This is a genomic window from Pseudoalteromonas sp. JC3, assembly GCF_030291895.1.
Taxonomy (GTDB): Bacteria; Pseudomonadota; Gammaproteobacteria; order Enterobacterales; family Alteromonadaceae; genus Pseudoalteromonas.
The window spans coordinates 3449720-3467553 of the sequence record NZ_CP127855.1 but is presented as its reverse complement, the minus strand read 5'-3'; the positions used below and the strand labels follow the sequence as shown (position 1 = coordinate 3467553).

The window sequence follows — 17834 nt, the reverse complement described above, 5'->3', positions numbered from 1 at the left end:
ACGCTATCGAGCTTTACGTACTCGATAGCAAAATACTGGTTTCACTATTTAAAATGCCATCAATCTCTCGAACTTGCCTCAGTACACCATCGAATTCACTGAGGTTAGCGGCTTGTACTTCAGCGATTAAATCCCATGCCCCGTTCGTGGTATGAATTTTACTGAGTTCGGGGATCCCACGCAGTGCATTGATCACTTGAGTAGTGGATTTACCGATCACTTCTATCATCATGATAGCGCGCACCAGCTCGGACTCGATATATTCATGAACCCGCACTGTAAAGCCTAGAATTGCACCACTGGAAATGAGTCTATCTAAACGGTTTTGTACGGTTCCGCGAGACACATCGAGCGTAGTGGCTAAAGTTGAAATGGCTGCTCGGCCATCTTTGCGCAATTCAGCAATCAAGGCTTTGTCAAGCGCATCATATAAGTAAGGAGTCATAGTACAGCTTTGTGGTTTTTGTCATGATTAGTCTATTTGTATAATTCAACTTAGCAAAGTGATAGAAAATTGCACTAATTGTATAAGATTTTGGCATTTAAATCGTCTTATGGTGTGGTTACACTGATATTGTGTAAGACAACGCCCAAATCAAATAATGAGTGCAGTATGACAACGATATTTCAAGCACCACGAGCGGTGGTGATGATCCGCCCACACCATTTCACTTCGAACCCGCAAACCATGCAAGATAACGCCTTTCAGCAAGCATGCAGTGAAAACAACCCTAACAACAGAGCCTATGTTGAGGTCAGCAACGCCGTGCAAGCGTTAGAATTGGCTGGCGTGAAAGTACACTTATTTGAAGATACCTCCACAGACACGCCTGACTCGGTCTTTCCAAATAACTGGTTTTCGACCCATAGCGATGGTCAGTTGACGATTTACCCTATGTACGCCTTGAATCGACGATTGGAGATCCGTCGCGATATTATCGATTTTCTGAGTGCTCACTATCAGGTGACAAACATCAACGATTATAGTCACCTAACTGCTGAAGAAATATTCCTTGAAGGCACCGGCTCTGTGGTTATCGATCATCAAGCTAAAGTGGCCTATGCGGTAGAATCCAAGCGCACCAACGCCGTGTTAGTTAATCAAGTTTGCGAGCAGTTGGGACTACAGGCAGAGATATTTAATGCCTATGATAAGAATGAAGTGCCTGTTTATCACACTAATGTCTTAATGTGTGTCGCCACCGATTTCGCCATGATATGCCTAGATATGGTGCCAGAATATCAGCGGGCACAGCTTATTAACCGTTTTACGCAAAGCGGCCACACCCTGATTGCGCTATCTTATCAGCAGATCCAACATTTTTGCGGCAACGCGATTGAGCTACAAGGAAGCATGGGACACATACTTGCGCTTTCCACAACGGCTTATCAGGCGTTGTTGCCTGAGCAAATTGCTGTCATTGAAAAGTCAGCTAAGCTAGTTGCTATTGATATACCGACAATTGAAGCCGCAGGTGGCTCAGTGCGTTGTATGATTGCTGGAGTCCATTTAAATAACCGTTAAATAATACTAGGGCCTGTTTATCCGTCAAGAAGGTCAACAGGCCCTAGATAAACGGCAAATAATAATAAAACAGGAATCGCCTATGTTTGAAAGTGCAGTTAAGAGTATTAATGGGCTTTTATGGGGAGAAGGCCAGATACTTATTTATATCCTGCTATTTGCAGGGTTTTGGTTCACTATTCTTTTGCGAGGGATACAAATTGTAAAGTTTCGCCATATGTTTAGCCTGTTACGGGGCTGCAGTCAGGGTGATGACAATACCATCAGTTCTTTTCAAGCGTTATGCACGGGGCTATCAGCTCGAGTTGGAACCGGTAACCTTGCAGGTGTTGCAGTTGCTATTTCTCTTGGTGGCAGTGGTGCGATATTTTGGATGTGGATGATAGCCATTTTGGGGATGGCAACAGGCTTTGCCGAAAGTGTACTTGGGCAAGTCTATAAAGTGCGAGATAGCCAAGGTGAGTTTAGAGGTGGTCCTGCTTATTATATTCACATGGGATTGGGAAGTCGGGCGTTTGCAGTATGCTTCGCCTTTTGCTTGTTTTTGGGATATGGATTTACCTTTAGCGCGATGCAAACCAATACCATCACCGATGCGCTCAATAATGCGTTTGATATTCCAACCTTATATTCAGGTATTGTGATCACAGTCCTTGCCGGCTCTATTATTCTTGGTGGCTTCAAAGCGATTGCGCGATTTGCTGAAAAGGTAGTGCCAGTAATGGGATTAGTCTTTGTCCTTGCGGCCATTATTATTACCGTGATGAATTACTCGCAAGTCCCTGCCATGATCAAAGATATTTTGCTTTCAGCTTTTGGTTTGCAAGAAGCGGGCGCAGGCGCACTTGGCGCAGCTATCAAAAATGGTATTCAGCGTGGGCTCTATTCTAACGAGGCGGGAGCGGGTAGTGTGCCGCACGCATCGGCAAGTGCGTCGCCAATTCCCAATCACCCCGTGACCCAAGGTTATATCCAAATGCTAGGCGTATTCTTTGATACCATCGTGTTGTGTAGTTGTACTGCTGTCATAATTCTATTGGCAGATATAGATATTGGCAGTGAGATGGAAGGCATACGGCTGACGCAATCTGCGATGACCGCGCATTTAGCAACTGGGGGCGTGTACTTTGTCGCTGCGGCGATCACTTTGTTTGCTTTCACCTCTGTAGTGGCTAATTACGCCTATGCTGAAAGTAACTTACACTTATTCCATCTGGACAATAAAGTTGGCCGTTCAATTTATACCGCATGCTACTTGTCTATGATGTTGTGGGGCGCTTCGGCAACGCTAAAACAGGTATGGGATCTTGCCGACATCGCATTGGGTTTAATGACGGTGGTGAATGTTATTGCCATCGTGCGCCTTACACCCACTATCTTGGCGGTTACGGCCGATTATCATCTGCAAAGAGCAAAAGGGAAAGAACCTGTATTCGAAGTCGATAAGGTCAAAGTGCAAGGAGTTACTGAGTCTGGCATTTGGGGTAATATTAATGCGAAGAGTTCAGCCTAATACGTTTTAGATGGAATAAATAAAGGCCGAATTTTCCGGCCTTTATTTATTTTTGATATTTTTAAGTTAAAAAGTATCTCCAAACTTTCAATCATACGCCTTGTTTAAATTTTTTATATTCTGTGTATACTTCCTCCCGCTTTTCTCTTCAATATTTCAAACTAAATATTGCTTCCTTTTTAATCTTTAAACACTGATGTGATAATGAAAAAACAATTATTTGGACTGGCAGTACTATCGTTGCCTATGTACGCGAAGGCTGATATTGCCATATTTTCAGAAGTACTTTTTGGTAAAGCCAATAATGAATTTTATGCCGAGCAAGAATCTGATTTAGGATATAGGCGTGCGTCATCCGCTAATTCTGATTCATGGGGGCTGAGGCTCGGTGTTGGGCTTACAGATCATTTAGCTCTTGAAATCGCACAGCATTTTCATGGTGAGTCACTAGCTGAATATTCCGTTCACGTTTCTAACACACTCTCTGGAATCTATCAAAACCCATATGACTACTCATATCGAGTCAGGTTTCCTATTGATACCGAATCTCTGAGGTTGGGGATTAAGGGAGAGATTGAGGTGTCTACCAATATTAATGCAAATATAAGAGTTGGAATGGCACATTGGCAATACAAAGATGTGATCCCTGCACAATTGGTTCCTACAGGCAGCACTAGTTCAGGTGATAGCGGTAATGATATTTATACCTCGATAGGTGTTGAGTATCGACTAACAGATAATCTCTATGTTGGTTTGGAATACTCTCTTTTGAATATTAAAGAATCAAAAGAATATGACTACACAGGCGTAGTTCAATATGAGCATAATTTGCACGATATATCCATGTTACTTGGTTGGGCTTTTTAATACGCTGATATTCATAGTAGAGAAAGGTTATTTTCAGAACTGTATTTAGAGTGGGGCGAATTGAGCAATTCACCCCATCAATTTTGACAATAGAGTTTAGATGAACCGTCAGTGACGAAGTTATCTAACCTCAATAGGTATATAACCACTTACCAGCCGTCGTAACGCTTTCTACGAGATAAAAATAGCGTCAGGATCACACCGATAATAATGCCACTGATCCCGATGATGCCACCGTAAGTGAGCAACTGGTGTTGCTCTTTTTGGACTTTTTGCTGCTGTGCTAAACGCTCATCTTGTAGTTGCTTTTCAAGCCCTGAAATAGTGTCTTGAAGTGAAGCATTTTCAGCTAGCAAATTGGTATTGTTTTGCTGCAGCATTGGAAGCTGCTGCTGGGCGTCGTTCAGCGCCTCTTGGGTTTCCACCAAGGTTTGGTTAACCGCCTCTAATTGTTGCTTTAAACCTGGCTCCGTGGTGACAAATTTACTTTCTACCCAACCTTCTCTTGCTTTGTCGTCTTTAATTTGGACAAACTCGTCATTAGCGCCACTCAAAATAGTGATTGGCGTACCAGCATCAACAGAACCTAAAATTCGATAATTTTTACTTGGACCTGTATGCATGAAAATAAAAAGATTGTCACTAATATAGCCGTTTGGTGTTGCCGTGTTTACTGTGCTATTTTCGTCTGGCTCTTCGGCAAAGCTTATAAAGCTGGTGAAGAGCAGGCTCGCAATGATAAATTGCTTAAAGTTGAACATGCGTGGGCCTTTTATTCTTTGGGTCGTAAAGTTTACAAAATAGTAGGGATTTCGCGGCCTAATAGCAAGGCTTTGTTTATTTTGAATGGCGCGAAATAATTGATTACATAATGAAAATTGCAGCATTTAACGCAATGATTCGGTGTTATTAATCCGCTGACGTTCAGCGAAATTAGCCCGACTATCTATTGATTTAGCGCATATTTGGTGCACTTCTCATCGGATAAAAAGATTGCAAACTTAGCCTCCTTTGTATATTTTGATCCTCCCTTAGACAAATAGGTAAAACACTGCCCTAATGGACACTGAAATAGAACTGAAATTTTTGGTTTCAGATAATGAAGTTCCGCTGATCCCTGCACTCATCACACAGTTTGCAAAAACGGTCACTAACAAGCCTGCTAAAAACTTAACTAACGCCTACTTTGACACGCCAAATCGTGAATTGCGTGCGCTAGATATCGGTCTAAGAACGCGTTGTTGCAATGATGAATGCGAGCAAACGATTAAGCTTGCGGGAGAAGTTGTAGGAGGGTTACATCAACGACCTGAGTACAATTTACCTATTCAATCAGGACGTCCTGACTTGTTAGCGTTTGACGCGAATATTTGGCCTCACGGCATGCAACTTGAGTCTATCGCAGAAAACATATTCCCGATCTTCAGTACGAATTTCATTCGTCGAACTTGGTTAATCGAAACGGATTCAGGAACCAAAATCGAAGTCGTGTTGGATAAAGGGGAAATAGCAGCCCAAGGGAAGATGGAGCCAATCAATGAGCTTGAAATAGAGCTCATTGAGGGAAACAAAGAAGATCTTTTCTTATTAGCCGATCACCTAATTAAACAGGCTGGTATGCGTTTGGGACTATACTCAAAGGCCGCCAGAGGGTATCGAATTGCCGATGATAAGCCTCTAAAACCAAATAAGTTTATAGGGTTTGTACCGCTCAAATCTCAGGTAACGCAAGAACAAGCGCTAATTGCGACAGTCAGTTATGGTATTCAGTTCGTCCAGAAGCATGAGCAGTGTTATTTTAATAAACCAAGTCTCAAGACATTAAAACGTGTTATTGATGGAGTCTCGCTTATCCGCCACGCGTTTTGGTTGTTCGATGACATCGTTGATAAAAGCTCGACTGAGAGTATTCGTAACGAATTAAAATGGTTGTTGTCAGAACTTGCCTGGGTCGAAAATGCAATTCATTTAAAAACCTATACCTCAAAGCGTCATGCTTATCATAAGAAACTTAATCAGTTTCCCGAGTTGGCGCAGGTCATTACCGATTTGCAAGATGTTCAGCCGACACCGACGGACATTGAAGATTTATTTCATTGCACCCGCTATAACCGTTTGATCCTTTCACTTACTCGCTGGCTGGTTGATAGAGCGTGGCGTAAAAACTGGGATCAAAAAGCACTGAGTGCAGCAGAGCTACCTGTCACAGAAATCGCAAGCCAATTATTTGATAAAGACTGGCAAGAGCTGAAAAACTTGCTTCCACAGGATAAATCGCTTTCTGAAAGAGATTATTTACATGTGAGAATAAAGTTAGAAAACACGCTACTAAGCGGTAACTGTCTGGGCAAGCTTTACGATAAAGAAGCGCGCAAAGTGTTTAGAACGCCTTGGATTGATATCGTTTATGGTATTTATGAGCTAGAAACACTGGCGTATTTATATCAACTTTGCCAAAGCCAAAACGCAGACGAGCTGCAAGAAGTGCAGGCATGGCTTAAGCAAAAATCTGACTTTTTGATAAGTGCTATGGAGCAAAGTCGACAATCTTCCATGCATAGCGAACCATATTGGTTCTAACCAGATTAAGCGGGGTTTTATCCCGCTTTTTTGTACCACTTCATTACAATCAATACTGCAAATATCAGGTGATGAACTAAACTTGGGTGTATCAATTCTGAGGTAGCCCAATGATCGATATTGACGATAAAGTGCTGAATGATTTGCGCGGCGGATTTAACTTACCTGCTAAGCCTGAAATATTACAAGCCTTACAAAATGAATTATCACAACCGGAGCCTGAGTTATTTACCGTGGCGGATATTATTGCGGCAGATGTTGGTGCGTCAGCTGCGGTGTTAAAGGTAATTAATTCACCCGCTTATGGTCTTGCCCGTACAATCACAGATATAAAACAAGCAGTGATGTTTTTGGGCGTTAACTGTATTACGCAGCTAGTGACTGGGTATTTGCTTAAAAATGCGTTTGAGCAGTCAAAGTGCTGTATCTCACTGCAGCAGTTTTGGGATAACGCTGCGGATATTTCAAAAGCGGCGATGGTGGTTGGACATCATTTGAAGGCATCATTACCGATGGAGAATTTGCAGCTGCTCGGACTGTTTCATGATGCCGGGATCCCAGCAATGGCCGTAAAATATCCTGACTACGCTGAGGTAATAAAGCAGTCTATAGAGCGACCTGAGCAAACGCTTATTTACTACGAGCAGCAAAAGTATCCAGTGCCTCACACTGTGATAGGCTACTTTCTTGCGACGTCTTGGCACTTACCTAAAGAAATATGCCAGATGATTTTGCGCCACCATGACGTTAGCTATCTTGAAGAGCAAAAAGATGCACAGCATGTGCAAACCTTTGCAGCACTTAAACTGGCTGAAAATCTCTGTTTCGAAGCAAAACACTTTAGAAGCGCAGCGGATTGGTATTTATTTAAAGACAAGGTGATGATTGAGCTTAATCTGCATGAAGATGAGTATCAAAACTTAAAAGATGATGTCGACGAAGTATTTATCGGGTAGGGGATTATCCGTGGTATTAAAAAAGGCGCTCTTGGCGCCTTTTTTACTTTTTACAGCAGGGGTTATAGGCCTGCTGCTGCACGTAGTGCGTCAGCTTTATCTGTTGCTTCCCAAGGGAACTCTTCACGACCAAAGTGGCCGTAAGCAGCAGTAGGCTGATAAATTGGACGCTCAAGGTCTAGCATAGTGATTAGACCGTAAGGGCGTAAGTCGAAGTGCTCGCGGATAAGTTCGATTAAACGCGACTCATCAAGCTTAGCTGTACCGAAAGTTTCTACGCTGATAGAAGTAGGCTCAGCAACACCGATTGCGTAAGACACTTGGATCTCACACTTGTCAGCAAGGCCAGCGGCAACAATGTTCTTTGCAACGTAACGCGCTGCGTAAGCTGCAGAACGGTCAACTTTTGATGGATCTTTACCTGAGAATGCACCACCACCGTGACGTGCCATACCGCCGTATGTATCTACAATGATTTTACGACCAGTTAGACCACAGTCACCCATAGGACCACCGATAACGAAACGGCCAGTTGGGTTGATGAAGAACTTAGTTGCTTCAGTGATAAGCTCTGCAGGTAGTGTAGGCTTGATGATAGTTTCCATCACCGCTTCTACAAGGTCAGCTTGTGATACCGAATCACAGTGCTGTGTAGATAATACGACCGCGTCGATACCTACTGCTTTACCGTTTTCGTACGCGAATGTTACCTGAGACTTAGCGTCTGGACGTAACCAAGGTAGCGTGCCGTCTTTACGAACTTGCGCTTGGCGTTGAACTAGACGGTGTGAGTAAGTGATAGGCGCAGGCATAAGTACGTCAGTTTCGTTACACGCGTAACCAAACATTAGGCCTTGGTCACCAGCACCTTGCTCTTCTGGACGAGTACGGTCAACACCTTGGTTGATATCAGGTGATTGTTTACCAATCGTGTTAAGGATTGCACATGAATCAGCGTCAAAGCCCATGTCTGAATGTGTGTAACCAATTTCACGCACGGTCTTACGAGTTAATTCCTCGATATCAACCCAAGCGCTAGTCGTGATTTCACCACCAACCATAACCATACCGGTTTTAACGTAAGTTTCACACGCAACACGTGCTTTTGGATCTTGCTCAAGGATGGCATCTAGAACCGCATCAGAGATCTGATCGGCGATTTTATCCGGATGACCCTCAGAAACAGATTCAGAAGTAAATAAATGTTTAGCCATTGTATTTATGCTCACAAATATTGCGCTTCACAAACATCAGGAACAGCGCGAAAAATTAAGGGGCGTATTCTAACCAAAAAACCTAGGCATTGACTAGTTATTTTACGCCTAGACGTCCAAAATTGTGCAAACTTTTTTAATGGTCGGAAAAAGTCCGTCTGTACCCGTTTTTTTATGGCCTTTGCCGTTGCAGTTAGCCATATAAATAAGTAAGAATGGGCTCAAACCCCCGCGAAACACATTTAAAGGTAGGAGAATTCATGCCATCTCGCAAAGAACTTGCTAATGCAATTCGCGTTCTTTCCATGGACGCTGTACAAAAGGCCAAGTCTGGCCACCCAGGAGCCCCTATGGGCATGGCGGACATCGCAGAAGTACTTTGGCGCGATTTTTTAAAGCACAACCCAAGTAATCCTGAGTGGTTCGACAGAGATCGCTTCGTATTATCAAACGGTCACGGTTCGATGTTAATTTATTCATTGTTGCATTTGTCGGGTTATGACTTATCAATTGATGACATCAAAAACTTCCGTCAGCTACACTCCAAAACACCAGGCCACCCAGAATATGGTTATGCGCCAGGTATTGAAACGACTACAGGCCCATTAGGTCAGGGTATTACCAATGCGGTAGGTATGGCGATTGCTGAAAAAGCATTGGCTGCACAGTTTAACCGTGAAGATTACGACATCGTTAATCACTATACCTATGCATTTTTAGGTGATGGCTGTTTGATGGAAGGTATCTCACACGAAGCTTGTTCACTTGCGGGTACCCTTGGTCTTGGCAAACTGATTGCATTTTGGGATGACAACGGTATTTCAATCGACGGTGAAGTTGAAGGTTGGTTTAGCGACGATACACCAAAACGCTTTGAGTCTTATGGCTGGCATGTTATCGCCGGTGTTGATGGTCACGATAGCGATGCGATTAAAGCGGCAATCGAAGCGGCGCAAGCAGAGTCTGACAAACCAACCCTTATCTGTTGTAAAACGGTTATCGGTTATGGTTCACCAAACAAGTCAGGTAGCCATGATTGTCACGGTGCACCGCTAGGTGATGATGAAATCAAAGCAGCACGTGAATTCCTTGGTTGGGAGCACGGCGCATTTGAAGTACCGGAAGATGTGTACGCGAAATGGGACGCAACAGCGCGTGGTCAAAATCAACAAAGTGACTGGCTGATTAAGTTCACTGAATACCAAATGCATTATCCTGAGCTTGCTGCTGAATTTGAGCGTCGCATGAAAGGCGAGCTTCCAGCAAACTGGTCTGAGAAAACAGAAGCGTATATCGCAGAGCTTCAAGCGAATCCTGCAAACCCAGCAACTCGTAAAGCATCACAAAATGCATTGAATGCCTATGGCCCAATTCTACCTGAGTTTATGGGTGGCTCTGCTGACCTTGCGGGTTCTAACTTAACACTTTGGGATCAATCTAAAGGCTTAACGGCAGAAGATGCTGCGGGTAACTACATTTTCTACGGTGTGCGTGAATTTGGTATGTCTGCCATTATGAATGGTATTGCACTGCACAGAGGCTTTATCCCTTACGGTGCGACATTCCTAATGTTTATGGAATACGCGCGTAATGCGGTACGTATGGCTGCATTGATGAAACAAAGAAGCATCTTTGTGTATACTCATGATTCAATCGGTCTTGGTGAAGATGGTCCAACACACCAACCAGTAGAACAAATGGCGAACTTACGTACTACGCCAAACCTTGCGAGCTGGCGTCCATGTGACCAAGTTGAGTCAGCAGTTGCTTGGCAGCAAGCGGTTGAACGCGCTGATGGCCCATCTGCACTTGTATTTACCCGTCAGGGCCTTGCGCAGCAGCCTCGTACCGCTGAGCAGGTTGCAGCGATTAAGCAAGGTGGTTATGTACTATCTTGTGATGGTGAGCCTGAAATCATCCTTATTGCCACCGGTTCTGAAGTGCAACTTGCAGTTGAGTCTGCGGATAAGCTTCGTGCAGAAGGTAAAAAGGTACGTGTTGTGTCTATGCCTTCAACGGACATTTTTGATGCGCAATCTCCAGCATACAAAGAAAGCGTACTACCAAGCTCAGTAACGCGTCGCGTCGCTATCGAAGCGGGTATTGAGGACTTCTGGTACAAATATGTAGGCCTAAATGGTGCTATCGTTGGTATGACAACGTTTGGTGAGTCAGCGCCTGCTGATGAGCTATTCAAGCTATTTGGCTTTACGGTAGAAAATATCATTGAGAAGGCAAACGCATTGTTTGCATAATCAAAGAAAAGAAACAAAAAAACCCATGCCATGCATGGGTTTTTTTGTGTTAGGTGGTTTGGCTAAACCACCTAAAGCTTTGAGATTGCTTCCTGCTCAAAGCTCAGGTTAGAAAGTTAAACCTTAAACTGCTCTACCGATAAGCGTAACTCTTCGGCGAGTTTAGCAACCTCAGAACTAGAGATTGAGGTCTGGCTTGCGCCTTCAGCTGTTTGCTCTGCGATTGTTACAATCGATTCCAAACGTTCACTAATTTCCTGTGCCACCTGCTGTTGCTCATTCGCCGCGTTTGCAATCTCTTCACTCACATCATGGGCCTGAGAAACGGCTGCAGTGATAGAGTTTAATGCTTCATTAGCAAGGTCGCTCTGATTTACGCACGACTCCGCCTGCTGCTTGCCTTTTGACATTGCGCCTACCGCTTCTTCGGCACCGGCTTGTAAGGATTCAATCATTGCTTGAATTTCTTGAGTCGACTCTTGAGTTTTACTTGCAAGCGAGCGTACTTCGTCTGCCACTACAGCGAAGCCACGACCTTGTTCACCCGCACGCGCAGCTTCGATTGCAGCGTTTAGTGCAAGGAGGTTAGTTTGCTCGGCAATGCCACGGATAACATCCAAAATACTGCCTATCGAAGCGCTGTCTTGATGTAGTTTGTTAATCACGCGAGAGGCTTCATCCACTTCCCTTGCGAGTTGCTCAATAGTGTGTTTGTTCTCATGTGAGATGCCTTTAACACGCTCAGCTTCTTTATCAGCATTTTTAATTTCCTGTAGTGCTTGATGTGCGCTGTTGCTTACACCGTGAGACGTGCTACTCATCTCAGTTGTAGCGGTAGCTGCTTGCTCTACCTGTGCTTGCTGATTCTTAATTGCTTGGCTTGATTCTGTAGTGATAGTCGATGTTTCTTCGGACGCTGCAGCAAGCTGTGTCGAACGAGAAATGATGCCAGTAATAAGCTCACGTAAGCTAGAGATTAGGGTGTTACAGCTTCTAGATAATTCACCAAACTCATCTTTTGCTGTGTCATCTAAGCGCTGTGTCATATCGCCACTGGCGACAATGTTTAAGACTCGATTTACTTCCGATAGCGGTTTTGTGATACGACTAACGGTAATGTAGGCAACACCGACGGCCATTAACGTTGCTACTATCATACCAATCCAAGTCCATAGGTTTGCTGTGCCTACATCGGCACGTACGCCTTGTTGTAAGTTAAAGGCGACTTGGCTCGCTTCAGAGAGTAAATCATCTAGCTGAGATAGGGCTGCTTTTGTGGTTTTTTCTGCATTGGTTAGTTCTTTACGTGTCTCGGCTATCGCATTGATCAAGCGTTTTTGATTTTCCGCGATGCTGTTGCTGCCGGTAACTGCATCTTTCAAATTAGTGTAATAGCCTTCGAGATCAGCAAACAAACTACTATCAAGCGCGCTAACGGGGCCACGCATCAAGTCAATATTGCGACCTAGCTCTTCAACGAGGTAGCTTTGATCCCTACTTACGATTTCCAGTGTATTGATGTCTTCAACAGTAACAATATCATTGGCGCTAGTCACAACAGAAGAAAAGTTATTTTCTAAGTTATTTGCAGCTTGAAAAGCACGTTTGTCAGCATCTTCTAAGCCATCCAAATCAATGATATCAACCGTCACCATAGTTGCATCTTCTGCGGCAACATCGATAGTAGATAACTGCTCTTTTAATTTGTCCCGTAACGAAAGCTCAGTTGTTTTCTCGTTTACCAAGCTGTTCATGGCTTTTACGAACGCATCATAACTTTTGCCAACATCACGACTGCTTGAGGCCAATTTATTATTAGCGGCAACGACCTGTTGCAGCTCTGAATAGGTTTTGTCGAAGATCTTCTGGCGCTCTTTAAATTGCTGTTTTAGCGTCGCCAGTTCAGTCTCTGAACGCGCGTAAAAACTTCCCTGAGCCATTTTGCTCATTAAAGTAAACTCTACTTGCAGCGCAGAGCTTTTAGAGAGTGCTGGTAAAGACAGGTTATTAACCTGTTGAGTTGAGTTGTCAATGTTTGCAATTCTTAATAAAGAATTGCCCCCGATAAGAAGAAGCAACAAGGTGATGGTAATAAAACCACCCCAAATACGTTGGCTAACAGTCAAATTCATAGCTGTCCTACAAAATTTACAAAGCAATACGGATACTTATCGGATTTATTGCGGATAAGTTAAGTATTTTATAGCAGATGTGACAAAAAAATTCAGTAAAAAAGGTCGGATTACAAAAAATAGCAGCTCAACGGATAAAAAGTATAAGCTTCACGTTTTCTTCGAGTGTAGCTTAGTTTTGTAAAAATTAAAGTGGGTGACTACCCTAGATTCGACTTAGGAAAGTTAAATAACCTGAGCTTCGGATAATTAATGCTTTTCTAGCAGCCAGTTTTAGCGCTAACTGCGTTGAATTCACTTCCAATAGCCAGCTATTGGTGCGTAAATTCGCCTGGTTATCCCCAAAACTCTCTGGCTAGATAAGGAAATAATTTAAAAACAACGAGTTAGCTCATTTCTTATCCAAACCTCAGGTTAAATAGCTTAATTGTGCTGGTACTTTTCACCACTGTTGATATTTATCATCGTCATAGGACCTCCCCACACGCAGCCAGTGTCTAAGGCTATAATATTTTTCTTGTTGGTTTCGCCTTCCAAAGCAGCCCAGTGGCCGAAAAGTAGGGTAGTTTCGGCTGGTGTTTGGCTGAGCTCAAACCACGGAGTGAGACCTGCCGCATCTTTTAGGCCAGATTTGTTCTTAAGATCCAGTTCGCCATTTTGTTTTAGAAAGCGCATTCGAGTGAAGACGTTAACAATGGCTTTAAATTTATCTTGTTCACTGAGCTTGTTGTGCTCAAGTCCTGGGTGAGCACCGTACATATTGGCGTAAAACTCAGGGGCTTTTGTTGATTGATAAATGGTTTCGGCAAAGCGTGCATATTCTAGCGCTTGCGTAATATTCCAGCTTGGATGAATACCTGCATGAGAAATAAAAGTTTGCTGTGTTTCAAGCCAAATAGCGAGGGGCTGTGCACGTAATAAGTCAGCATATTTTTGGCATTTAGGGCTGGCAAAAACCGCATCTAATTTATCTTTTGGGTTCGGAGCGACACCCAAAGCAAGACATGCTAAAAAGTGGAGATCGTGATTGCCGAGTGTAATGCTAATAGAGCCTGCGTGTTGATAGAGAAACTCTAGGCAAGCAAGTGAATCGGGTCCTCTGGCGATGATGTCACCGACAAAGTATAAATGGTCTTGGCTTGGGTTAAAGTTGACTTGATCGAGTAGCCCGATGAGTGGAGTGAAGCAGCCTTGCAAGTCTCCAATTGCGTATTTTGCCATTTATTACCTGTGGTTTTTTATAACTCAATGTTTTTATTCTGATGTCTAGCATGTATGAGGAACGCGGGGTAAGCCCGCTTCCGCAAAATAAAAATGGTATTAATGCAAAATATTTGGACAGGAAAGTCTAAATACATTGATTGGCGCTTTAAACTCAGTGCCAAACTCATTACGCATTAAATAAAACCCTTCCATTGTACCAACGGGAGTATCGAGCACCGCGCCGCTGGTGTACTGATAGCTCTCGCCAGGACGAATAGTGGGCTGCTCACCAACGACACCTTCACCTTCGACTTCAGTCTCTTTGCCATTAGCGTCGGTAATGAGCCAATAGCGGCTATGTAGCTTGGCATTACATAAGCTATGGTTTTTGATGGTAATTGTATAGGCAAACACATATTTATCCTTTTCAGGCTGTGATTGCGCTTCAACGTAAAAGGTCTCCACCGATACTTTGATAGGTGAGCCAATATTAGTTTGAGTTGTCATATATCCAATTTGCAATTTCAATAAACTGGTTAAGCGACAGGTTTTCAGCGCGAAGTGTAGGGTCGATACCTAAGTTTCGCAGCTGCTCTTCGGTTAACAGGTTCGATAAGCTATTTCTTAGTGTCTTACGACGTTGGTTGAACGCTTCTAAACAAACAGTGTTCAAAAGCTTAGTGCTCTTAGCTGTACGTTGCGACGGATCTTTTGGGATCAATCGAACAACGGCCGAGTCAACTTTAGGTGCTGGTTTAAAGCAATGTGGTGGCACTTCGATCACAGGAATAGCGTGACAATAGTACTGCGTCATTACGCTTAAGCGACCAAAGGCCTTGCTGCCAGGGCCTGCAACCATACGGTTAACCACTTCTTTTTGCAGCATAAAGTGCATATGCTCGACCTGATCTGCAAACTCAAATAAGTGAAATAGCAAAGGGGTTGATACGTTGTAAGGTAAGTTACCAAAGATCTTCAGTTTTTCCCCTTCTTTGATTAAAGAAGAGAAGTCAAACTTCATCGCGTCGCCTTGGTGAACCGTTAATTTAGGTCCCAAGAATGGGTGATGGATCAAGCGCTCGGCAAGATCTTTATCGAGTTCTACAACGGTTAGGTGGCCACTTAAATCACAAACAGGTTCAGTGATAGCACCTAAACCAGGACCGATTTCAACCAGATTGTCTTCAGGTTTTGGGTCGATAGCAGTTACTATCTTGTCGATAATATTGTTGTCATTTAAGAAGTTTTGACCAAAGCGTTTACGCGCTCTGTGTCCGAGATGTACTTTATCTGTCATGCATTCTGTGCTTTTTTGGTTGCGAGCTTAATTGCTTCGCGGATCGCTAATTCAAAACTACCCACTTCAACATCACCAGAGCCGGCTAAATCAAGCGCTGTACCGTGATCAACCGATGTGCGAACAAAGGGTAATCCTAGGGTGATGTTTACTGAGTTTCCAAAACCTTTATATTTTAACACAGGTAAGCCCTGATCGTGATACATTGCGAGCACAGCATCAGCATTATCTAAATATTTAGCTTGGAAAAGGGTGTCAGCTGGCAGCGGTCCAACCAAGTTCATGCCTTGTTTATTCAGCATTTCCAGTGTTGGCTCAATGGTTTCTATTTCTTCACGACCAAGATGACCACTTTCTCCAGCATGCGGATTTAATCCACAAACTAATACCCTGGGTTGTTCAATACCAAACTTGGTTTGTAGGTCGTGATGTAAAATATGAATGACTTTGCTGAGACGCTCAGGCGTAATTGCCTTTGATACGTACGCCAGTGGGATATGCGTAGTTACTAGCGCTACACGCAGCCCTTCGGTTGCGAGTAGCATTACGACATCAGCGGTATCAGACTGTTGTGCAAAGTACTCAGTATGGCCGCTAAACGAGATCCCAGCTTGGTTAATAATGCCTTTATGAACTGGTCCCGTGACTACCGCTGCAAATGTCCCATCCATATTCTTTTCAGAGGCAATGCGCAAGGTTTCGAGCACATAATGGCCATTGGCTTCATCTAATTGACCAGCGACCACTTCTGCACCTTTGTCTACTTGAAGGTAGTAAATGGCACCAGCAGGTGCCGCTTCAGGCGCAGCTTCGCTGTCAAATGGCAGCAACTTGATTTGCTCACCGAGTTCTTTGGCGCGTTTTTCTAGAATACTTTTATCAGCCACCGCAACCAACTGAGCAGGCCATGCGTGCTGAGCCAGTTTGATAACAAGATCTGGGCCAATACCTGCAGGCTCACCCGGTGTAATTGCGATTCTGAGTGTCATAGCTGTTATTCCGCTTCGATAATTTCAATATGCGCTTGGTCACGCATTTCTTTAATCCATTTAAAGCTTTCTTCTTTAAATTTACGGTTAAACAACAGACGGTGTGCGCGATTTAACTTGGCTTGTTCTGTTTTATCGGCTACGCGTTTATCTAGCAGTTGTACAATATGCCAGCCAAATGTACTTCTAAATGGTTCACTGATCTGATCTTTTTCTAGCGACAACAGAGTGTCTCTAAACGCAGGTACGTATGTAGTTGGATCTGTCCAATCGTACTCACCACCTTTAAGTGCAGAGCCTGGATCTTCAGAATATTCTTTAGCCAGCGCTGCAAAGTCAGCGGTACCTGCGCGCAAGTCTTTTACAAAGCCAGTTAGCATTGAGCGTGCTTTTTCTTCACTTAGGATAATAGACGGCTTGATTAAGATATGACGTGAACGCACCTCAACAGTTTCAACGACTTCACGACCACGAATATCTTGTACTTTTAGAATGTGGAAACCTGCACCTGAGCGCAGTGGACCAACTATGTCGTCTTTTTTCGCACCTTTTATGGCCTCAGCGAACAAGGTTGGCATTTCGTTAATTCCCATCCAGCCTAATTGACCACCATCGAGCGCTTTTGAGCCGCTAGAAGAAGCAATTGCGATGCGCTTGAACTCTTTACCTTCGTTCAAAAACTTAATCACGTTATCAGCGCGCTCACGAGCGTCTTCAATTTCTTCTGGAGTCGCTTTATTTGGGATCTTAATCAAAATATGGCCGATATCATACTCTTCCGAGTTACCCGTTTGCTCACTCAATATTTTTTGCAGGTTAGTCACCTCTTGAGGGCTAATATAAATACGGCGGTCAACACTGGCACGGCGCACTTGGCTTGTGGTTATTTCTTTACGGATCTCTTCTCGGTATGCCGGGAAGCTTTCGCCGCTAGCTTCAACTGAGCGACGTAAATCAGCGATAGTACCACCTTGGTCTTGGGCAATATTCGCAATGGTCTGATCCAATTGAGCATCTGAAATTTGCATACCCATACGGTCACCCAGTTGCAACATTAAAGATTGCTCAATGAGTTTATCGATGGCTTGTAAGCGTAATGTTCTATCGCTAGGAAGTTCGGTACCTTGCTGCTCAGCCTGTTCTTTTACACGATTTATTATTTGATCGACTTCGCTTTGTAAAATTACACCATCATTTACTGTGGCAACAACTGTATCTAGCTTTACACGCTCAGCATGTGCTTGAGTAAACAGGCCTGCACTTAAGGAGGCCACTAATAACAACTTTTTTAAATTCATACGGC

15 protein-coding genes are annotated in these 17834 nt (G+C 43.6%); 6 read left to right on the top strand and 9 right to left on the bottom strand.

What is annotated here, in order from left to right:
• Positions 1–13 precede the first annotated feature (13 nt).
• Positions 14–445 (bottom strand): Lrp/AsnC family transcriptional regulator, encoded by a 432-nt coding sequence (locus QSH61_RS15010; protein WP_128725236.1) that lies wholly within the window; start codon positions 443–445, stop codon positions 14–16.
• Positions 446–613: 168 nt separating this feature from the next.
• On the opposite strand from QSH61_RS15010, the gene ctlX reads away from it, so the two are divergent.
• The 3 genes from ctlX to QSH61_RS14995 all read left to right on the top strand — a co-directional run bounded on the left by ctlX (position 614) and on the right by QSH61_RS14995 (position 3905).
• Positions 614–1525 carry a citrulline utilization hydrolase CtlX gene (gene ctlX, locus QSH61_RS15005; protein WP_174169776.1) on the top strand — a complete coding sequence of 304 codons (912 nt, stop codon included), beginning with the start codon at positions 614–616 and terminating at the stop codon, positions 1523–1525.
• Between the two features lie 82 nt (positions 1526–1607).
• Positions 1608–3038, top strand: a complete 1431-nt coding sequence (locus QSH61_RS15000) for an alanine/glycine:cation symporter family protein (RefSeq protein ID WP_206472151.1) — start codon at positions 1608–1610, stop codon at positions 3036–3038.
• A 204-nt stretch (positions 3039–3242) separates the two neighbouring features.
• Entirely contained in the window at positions 3243–3905 is a 663-nt protein-coding gene (locus QSH61_RS14995; protein ID WP_102057433.1) for an outer membrane beta-barrel protein, read from the top strand.
• A gap of 149 nt (positions 3906–4054) precedes the next feature.
• Here QSH61_RS14995 and QSH61_RS14990 read toward each other — a convergent pair whose 3' ends face one another.
• Entirely contained in the window at positions 4055–4666 is a 612-nt protein-coding gene (locus tag QSH61_RS14990; RefSeq protein ID WP_227386883.1) for a TIGR04211 family SH3 domain-containing protein, read from the bottom strand.
• 298 nt (positions 4667–4964) lie between these two features.
• On the opposite strand from QSH61_RS14990, the gene QSH61_RS14985 reads away from it, so the two are divergent.
• Both QSH61_RS14985 and QSH61_RS14980 read left to right on the top strand, forming a co-directional pair.
• Complete coding sequence (locus QSH61_RS14985) at positions 4965–6485, top strand: CYTH and CHAD domain-containing protein (RefSeq protein WP_174169778.1); 1521 nt, start codon at positions 4965–4967, stop codon at positions 6483–6485.
• 110 nt (positions 6486–6595) lie between these two features.
• On the top strand, positions 6596–7441 hold the full coding sequence (locus QSH61_RS14980) for an HDOD domain-containing protein (RefSeq protein WP_174169779.1): 846 nt from the start codon (positions 6596–6598) through the stop codon (positions 7439–7441).
• 62 nt (positions 7442–7503) lie between these two features.
• Here the strand turns inward: QSH61_RS14980 and metK are convergent, their stop codons facing one another.
• Complete coding sequence (metK, locus tag QSH61_RS14975; protein WP_010606001.1) at positions 7504–8655, bottom strand: methionine adenosyltransferase; 1152 nt, start codon at positions 8653–8655, stop codon at positions 7504–7506.
• A 260-nt stretch (positions 8656–8915) separates the two neighbouring features.
• Here metK and tkt point away from each other — a divergent pair, with 260 nt between their 5' ends.
• Positions 8916–10910, top strand: a complete 1995-nt coding sequence (gene tkt, locus QSH61_RS14970; RefSeq protein ID WP_206472152.1) for a transketolase — start codon at positions 8916–8918, stop codon at positions 10908–10910.
• 116 nt (positions 10911–11026) lie between these two features.
• On the opposite strand, the gene QSH61_RS14965 is transcribed toward tkt, so the two are convergent.
• The 6 genes from QSH61_RS14965 to surA form a co-directional block, all read right to left on the bottom strand.
• Positions 11027–13042 (bottom strand): methyl-accepting chemotaxis protein, encoded by a 2016-nt coding sequence (locus QSH61_RS14965; RefSeq protein WP_010606003.1) that lies wholly within the window; start codon positions 13040–13042, stop codon positions 11027–11029.
• Positions 13043–13465: 423 nt separating this feature from the next.
• Positions 13466–14263 (bottom strand): symmetrical bis(5'-nucleosyl)-tetraphosphatase, encoded by a 798-nt coding sequence (locus tag QSH61_RS14960; protein ID WP_174169781.1) that lies wholly within the window; start codon positions 14261–14263, stop codon positions 13466–13468.
• A gap of 99 nt (positions 14264–14362) precedes the next feature.
• Positions 14363–14752: a Co2+/Mg2+ efflux facilitator ApaG/CorD gene (gene apaG / locus QSH61_RS14955; RefSeq protein ID WP_010606005.1), complete on the bottom strand. Its 390-nt coding sequence runs from the start codon at positions 14750–14752 to the stop codon at positions 14363–14365.
• Positions 14736–15542, bottom strand: coding sequence for a 16S rRNA (adenine(1518)-N(6)/adenine(1519)-N(6))-dimethyltransferase RsmA (gene rsmA, locus QSH61_RS14950; RefSeq protein ID WP_010606006.1), 807 nt, complete (start codon positions 15540–15542; stop codon positions 14736–14738). The genes apaG and rsmA overlap by 17 nt, the downstream gene beginning before the upstream one ends.
• Entirely contained in the window at positions 15539–16531 is a 993-nt protein-coding gene (pdxA, locus tag QSH61_RS14945) for a 4-hydroxythreonine-4-phosphate dehydrogenase PdxA (RefSeq protein WP_174169782.1), read from the bottom strand. The genes rsmA and pdxA overlap by 4 nt, the downstream gene beginning before the upstream one ends.
• A gap of 5 nt (positions 16532–16536) precedes the next feature.
• Complete coding sequence (surA, locus tag QSH61_RS14940) at positions 16537–17829, bottom strand: peptidylprolyl isomerase SurA (RefSeq protein ID WP_010606008.1); 1293 nt, start codon at positions 17827–17829, stop codon at positions 16537–16539.
• Between the last annotated feature and the right edge of the window lie 5 nt (positions 17830–17834).